The following is a 4,173-nucleotide window of genomic DNA, read 5'->3' as shown; positions in this document are numbered from 1 at the left end:
AAACCAGCTGCGACGAGACCGCGATAGCGATACTTGAAGCGCAGAGTCTGTCTGCGCAGGCGGGCGACGAGACATCGGCGCAATTCCATGTGCTCGGAAACGCGCTCCTTTCGCAGATAGATATCCACCGAGAATACGGCGGCGTCTTCCCCGCCCTCGCAAAACGCGAACATGCGAAAAATCTCGTGCCTATCCTCGAAGCGGCGCTTGAGGAAGCGGAGCTCCTGCATGAAGGTCGGTCTTGCTATCGACAGTTTGCAGGCTGGGTTACTCTCGCCCGAACAGATCGCGGCGAGCCATATGATCATGGGGCTGGATACCCAGCTCGTGGAGGATGGCACGTATTTCGTCGTGGAAAACCATGGAGGTATTGTGGGCTGCGGCGGCTGGAGTCGGCGCGCGACATTGTTCGGCGGTGACCACAGCGGCGAACTGCGAGACTCGGCATTGCTCGATCCCTCTCGGGACGGCGCAAAAATCCGGGCGATGTATACCCACCCGGATTTCGCGCGCCAGGGCATTGGACGGCTGATCCTGTCCCGCTGCGAGCATGAAGCATCATCTGAAGGGTTTTCATCAGCCGAGCTGATGGCGACGCTGAGCGGCCAGCTGCTCTACCTCGCCTGCGGCTACGAAATTGTCGAGCTAGTTGATACCGCCGCCGGCGCCGTCAATATCCCGCTCGTACGGATGCGCAAACATCTCCAGGCGCGCTGATGGATGACAGACAAAGTCGAGAACCGCCTCCGCGGTCGTTTTCGCCACAAGCTGCCCCGTAAGCAGTCTTTCCGCGCCCGGCCCATCCTGCTTATTATCGGAGGCGTTGATGGTAACGGCGGAATGGCCGATGTTGACAGCATAACAGCGATATACGGAGTCATTTCGAATGGCTGAATTATTTACGGCCGATACTAGGCGTCAATATTTGTAAGTCGTCTTGGATGAGTAGTTCCAGTATGACCAGCCTACTCTGATAATTCAAAAAAGTTTTTGGTGCAGCTTTTTTCAAAAAGCTGCGTACTCCATGCCGAAACTCTACTCTGCTGATATTGACGTTTTCCAAAAGCTCTCGTCAATTTTTATAGCACGTCCCCGCCCGGCTTCGCCGAGCGGGGCTCATCGCGGGTGTTACTCCCCATTTTGTTTGCGGCTGCGGGACCAGATGAGGGTGTACCCGTCGCTGCCTTCATCGCCGAACAGGTTGGCGTAAATCGGCGCGCTGAAGCTCGGATCATCCAGCTTGACCGAGATATAATCGCGCCCCTCAGCGGAGCGTTTGGACCATCCGGCACCGAGATCAGCTTTTGAAACGTATATGCGATGGCTGGGGGCGTTATCGCTGGTACGGTTGGTTTCAGGCACGATCCGCACATTCTTCGTCTGCACGCTCAAGGTAACGATTTCACCGTGGAATTCATTGCCGACTTTCTTAAAGGTTCCAATGTTAGCCATGTCAATTCTCCTATGCTGTTTCGAGCCCGCGACCATCGCAGCCTCGATGGCGACCTATTGACCGGGGGCACGATCGGCCTGCACCGCCTGCGGCCGTAGCGTCAGCGGAGGATGGCAGCTTCTGGCTTTTTTGAAGCGCAGCGTCCGCGAGGAGGCAGCATCGCTGCCGGGGAAAAAAGTCAGATGCCGCCATTGCAGGAAGGCGATCGTCCTTCGGTCAGATCAGCCACGGAGAGGCCGCGTGGCGCGGCTTGGGACAGGCAGTCAGGAGAAGTATGGCGACATTTGAAATCTTCCACGAAGCGGCAACATCCATGACCGAGAGCGAGACTTTGTTGCAGACGTAGCCGCGCCATCATGCCCTGTATAACCCGTCGCTCCAACGCCCCCTGCCCTCACATCAAGGGACAAGCGGATTGGCGGCACATGGTCATGCATTTCGCAGTGGAGAGATCATTCTGTTCAAGCGATGAATCCAGACGCGCACCTGACCATGCCAATCCACGGCAATGCTGCGCGAGGATCACGCCTTTTCCGTCCGATTTCCCCAGCAAAACGGGGCACACGCCACGGTGAATTCCGCCGGTGATGCCGGGCGGGGTGTTGGCGGGGGCTTGTCCGATGAATAAAGCCGCCGTCGGCGGGCGGCTTTAGCCTGCCGTTGGAATACGGTATGCGTGGGGCCGGATTGTAGGGGCTATGCGCCCCCATTCCAAAAGCTCCACACCGGAATACCGAGTTTCTTGGCCTTGTCGGCCAAGTTCTCCTGGATACCAGTGCCGGGGAACACCATGACGCCGATTGGCAAGGCGTCCAGCAGCGCGTCATTGCGCTTGAATGGTGCCGCCTTGGCATGCCGTGCCCAGTCGGGCTTGTAGGCAATCTGCGTCACCTTGCGCGCATCGGCCTAGGCGGCGGCGATGCGCTCGGCCCCCTTCGGACTACCGCCATGCAGCAGTACCATCTCCGGGTGCTTGGCATGAACCTTGTCGAGCTTGTCCCAGATCAGGATGTGATCGTTGAACTCCATCCCGCCGGTGAAGGCGATTTTAGGGCCGGAGGGCAGCAGCGGCTCGGTCTCGGCCCGGCGTTTGGCGGCGATAAAGTCGCGGCTGTCGATAAGGGAAGCGGTCAGCGCGCGGTGATTAACCATCGATCCGGAGCGTGGGCGCCAGGCTGAACGTGTTTGGCGCTCAAATTGCTCTGCGGCCTGATCGCGGAAGAATTCCAAGCAGTCACGCCGTTCCAGCAGTGTCTGCCCCTCCGCCGTGAGGCGTTCCAGCTCGACCGAGCGCACCTCAGAACCATCCTGCTCCTTCTGGCTACGTTTTTGGGCCTGCTCATTATCGTCGAGCGCCCGCTCGATCCGGCCTACGGCGCGATGGAAAAGATTGACCGTCGCCCAGAGCAATTCTTCAAGATCTGGCTCCAGCCGTGTGTCGGACAGGGTCGCGGCGAATGCATCGAAGATATCCGCGACGGCACCTACGATCAGCGGTGCTTCGGGCAGTGGCCTTGGGTCGGGCTCGTCCTGGCCGGGATGGTAGCCATAGAGCTGCAGTTCGCTGAGAATATGCGCGGTGGATGAAGCGGCATGCGGTGGCTCATAGCCGGTATCGTCAAAGTCGCGGGTCATGGGGTGCTCCTGTTTGCCGGAAACCCGCGCCCATCGCGGCCTTCCATGGCGATCCCAGCCGTGGGCGGCGGCGGCCCGCACCGGTGAGGCCGGAGCGTAAGCGGAGGATGACGGCGGGGCCGCTATTTTGCTTCGCGATGCAAAGCCCCGGCGTCACTCGGTATGATCAGTGTTGCTGACCGTTCCCCGGGGCGGCGGAAAATAGCGGCCCCGCCGCCATTGCGGGCCGCCGCTGCCCACGGCACAGAGCGCCCTCTCGGAAGGCCGCCGGCGGGGCCCCCGGCACACAGGCGTGCCTTGCCTGCGAATACGATACCGGCGTCAACGAGCAGCAATCAGCGTTTCCGCCGCGTCAAATTTCAGCTGGGATTCATGAAGCGCGCGACATCCTCCGGCGCGATCTGCCCGCGCAAATTCGCCCGTAATTCGGCGCTGCCAAGTTCGCGGAGATCATCGTTGAAATCGCCCAGGCGGGGCGAAAGGACCAGCGCCTCGATCCCGGCGGCAATTGCGCGTTCGGTCAGGCTTGCCACGGCGCGATCACCGGCTGAATCAGCATCGCGGGCAATGTAGAGCCGCCGCAAGTCAGCAGGCAGCAGCAGGGCGGCCAAATGCCCCGCCGAGAGTGATGCTGCCATCGGCATCGCAGGCAACACGCAGCGCAGCGACAGCATGGTCTCGATGCCCTCCCCGGCGACGAGCACATCAAGACCATTCGCCAGACCGAACCGGACGGCATGGCCGAGCAGATGGCCCATTGCACGCCGTGGTGTCTCAAGCGGTGCCTTGCCCAGCCGAATGCGATCAAAGCCGCCAGGATCGAGCCAGGTGCGGTGCACACCGGTGATCATGCCATCAAGATCGGTCACCGCCGCAATCAACGCGGGCCAGGCTTCCGGCATCGCGTCAGGTGTCGCACGATAGAAGCAGCGTGGGTGAAAGCGCAGCGCACCTGAGCTGATATCGGAAAGCGTCACCGAGGTAATGCGTAAGCGTCCGCCAGAGGCCGTTGGCCTAGTTTTGGGCAGGACGTCAGGACTTCTGGTCGATCATCCAGGGTAGGAGTTCATTGATCCGGCTGGCTG

2 protein-coding genes and 3 pseudogenes are annotated in these 4,173 nt (G+C 60.5%); 2 read left to right on the top strand and 3 right to left on the bottom strand.

The window, feature by feature from the left end; all coding sequences use genetic code 11:
* Positions 1-89 precede the first annotated feature (89 nt).
* Together B7X49_RS18890 and B7X49_RS18255 are read left to right on the top strand one after the other, a co-directional pair.
* Positions 90-164 (top strand): annotated as a pseudogene (locus B7X49_RS18890) (hypothetical protein); the annotation flags it as partial.
* A gap of 64 nt (positions 165-228) precedes the next feature.
* Positions 229-717, top strand: a complete 489-nt coding sequence (locus B7X49_RS18255) for a GNAT family N-acetyltransferase (RefSeq protein WP_286840561.1) — start codon at positions 229-231, stop codon at positions 715-717.
* Positions 718-1,128: 411 nt separating this feature from the next.
* Here B7X49_RS18255 and B7X49_RS18250 read toward each other — a convergent pair whose 3' ends face one another.
* From B7X49_RS18250 to B7X49_RS18240, 3 genes and pseudogenes are all read right to left on the bottom strand, one after another.
* The gene (locus B7X49_RS18250; protein ID WP_026440774.1) at positions 1,129-1,452 is read right to left on the bottom strand and encodes a DUF736 domain-containing protein; all 324 of its coding nucleotides are present in this window, start codon (positions 1,450-1,452) and stop codon (positions 1,129-1,131) included.
* A 697-nt stretch (positions 1,453-2,149) separates the two neighbouring features.
* Positions 2,150-3,088 (bottom strand): annotated as a pseudogene (locus B7X49_RS18245) (DUF2493 domain-containing protein).
* 359 nt (positions 3,089-3,447) lie between these two features.
* Positions 3,448-4,044: pseudogene (locus B7X49_RS18240) on the bottom strand (toprim domain-containing protein); the annotation flags it as partial.
* Positions 4,045-4,173 lie beyond the last annotated feature (129 nt).

The organism is Acidiphilium sp. 34-64-41 (genome assembly GCF_002282635.1).
GTDB classification, from domain to species: domain Bacteria; phylum Pseudomonadota; class Alphaproteobacteria; order Acetobacterales; family Acetobacteraceae; genus Acidiphilium; species Acidiphilium rubrum.
This window is presented reverse-complemented; position numbering and strand designations above follow the sequence as displayed.

Coding starts and splice junctions, on each gene's coding strand:
- B7X49_RS18255 (WP_286840561.1), top strand. CDS start 229: ATGAAGGTCGGTCTTGCTATCGACAGTTTGCAGGCTGGGTTACTCTCG.
- B7X49_RS18250 (WP_026440774.1), bottom strand. CDS start 1,452: ATGGCTAACATTGGAACCTTTAAGAAAGTCGGCAATGAATTCCACGGT.